Origin of the sequence: Pseudomonas sp. (genome assembly GCF_037994325.1) — a bacterium.
Taxonomy (GTDB): domain Bacteria; phylum Pseudomonadota; class Gammaproteobacteria; order Pseudomonadales; family Pseudomonadaceae; genus Aquipseudomonas.
Window position 1 is genome coordinate 1 of sequence record NZ_JBBNAH010000177.1, and the last position, 1,827, is coordinate 1,827.

The following is a 1,827-nucleotide window of genomic DNA, read 5'->3' on the forward strand; positions in this document are numbered from 1 at the left end:
GCAAAAACAACCCCAGCCGCACCACCGTGCTGCAACTGATCAACGCACTCTGCGTAGCGCGCGCCTGCTCGCTAGAACTCAACCGGGCATTCAAATACAGCGCATACAAAAAGCCACCACTGCCAAACAACGCGCCAAACAAGCCGCCCACCGTACCCGCCGGCACCGCCCAGCAAGCGCTCAACCGCGCAGGCCGCACCTTCACCAGCAAGCTATACAGCGCATAACCGCTCACAAACAGGCCCATCAGCAACAGCAGCAAATCCGCCTTCAACTGCAGCAAAAACACCACGCCCAGCGTGCAACCCAGCGCCATGCACGGCAGCAACCGCCACAGCTCCTGCCGCGCCACCGCCTTGCGCGCTGGCAACCAATTGCCAAACGCCGCGACAAAATCCAACAACACCAGCAACGGAATAATCCGCGACAGCGGCATAAAGTGAATCAGCACCGGCCCCGCCACCAACGCCGTACCAAACCCCGCCACGCCAAACACCACATAAGCTGCGGCAATACCCAAACCAATCACCCACCAATCCAAACCGCTGAAAGGCAGCAACGCCGCAATGTAATCAACCATGGCCAATCCAAAACAAAGGAAACACGCCACAAGGTTAGCCACCCACAAGCCATGCCGACTAATATGCAAACTGCCCACCAGTCATCGCAAAACGAGATAGCTGCATGACCTCCCTCCGCCAACTGCGCTACTTCGTTGAAATCGCCGAATGCGGCAGCTTTACCGCTGCCGCCGAACACCTCTACATCGCCCAGTCCGCCCTTAGCCGGCAAATCAAAGAACTCGAACAACAGCTCGGCACGCCATTGTTCGAACGCACCGCCCGCCAGCCGCGCCTCACCCCAGCTGGGCACACCTTTCTCGAACGCGCGCGCAAACTGCTCGCCGACCTCGACAGCGCCGAACGCCTCACCCAACAAATTGGCCAAGGCCTGCGAGGCAGCCTGCGCCTCAACCACTCCAGCACCGTACCGCTCACCGGGCGCCTGCTCGAACGCCTAAGCAGCTACCTGGGCGCCAACCCCAACATCACCCTGGAAATCGCCCAACAAGGCTCCGAAGCGCAACTGCAAGACATCGCCGAAGGCCACCTCGACATCGGCCTGCTGCGCCTGCCCGTACTGCGCCAAGACCCCGGCGTCGCCATCCAGCCCATTTACGACGAACCCCTCTACCTCGCCGTCGCCGCCAGCCATCCACTGGCCACCGCCACCAGCGTGCAACTCCAGCAACTCAGCGAAGAACGCTTTATCTCCATCCCCCACAGCCAACGCGGCGGCCTTAGCTACCTGACCGCCTCACTGTGCATGCAAGCCGGCTTCTTCCCCCGCGCCGCACAAGTCATCTCGCGCAAAACCACCCAACTGCAACTGATCCAAGCCGGCTTTGGCATAGCATTGTTGCCCGAAGGGATGCGCGAACTGGCCCACCCAAGCGTGTGCTTTGTGCCGTTAGAAGGAGAGGGCTGTACCAGCACCGTAGCGTTGGCATATGGGCGAACGGCCGGAGGCATGGCGAAGGAGTTTGTGCACGCCATGCAGGGCGCTACAATCCCGGCCGAGCAGTAAATTTCTTAGGGAGGAGAAGATGATAAGCGTGATTGATCCAGACCTATTTGCAGCGATTCTTGAAGCGCTGAAAGGCTTGGCCAGGGTTTTGGGGGTATAGGCGTTAGGTGATTGATGCCGGGAGTGGCGTTCCATCCAACATCGCTAGGTGCGCACAGCGCACCTACGAAGGGCCTATCACGCTTTCAGATTAAGGCGCTTGGCTAGGCGGCTTAGATTAGCCCGGTCCAAGCCCAGCTC

The 1,827-nt window shown here is 60.0% G+C and carries 2 protein-coding genes; one reads left to right on the forward strand and one right to left on the reverse strand.

The features are described from left to right. On the reverse strand, window positions 1–586 hold a 586-nt coding region (locus tag AAAB16_RS05985; protein ID WP_340662518.1), incomplete at its 3' end, for a sulfite exporter TauE/SafE family protein. 98 nt (window positions 587–684) lie between these two features. On the opposite strand from AAAB16_RS05985, the gene AAAB16_RS05990 reads away from it, so the two are divergent. Continuing rightward, on the forward strand, window positions 685–1,587 hold the full coding sequence (locus tag AAAB16_RS05990) for a LysR substrate-binding domain-containing protein (protein WP_340662519.1): 903 nt from the start codon (window positions 685–687) through the stop codon (window positions 1,585–1,587). The last annotated feature ends 240 nt before the right edge of the window (window positions 1,588–1,827 follow it).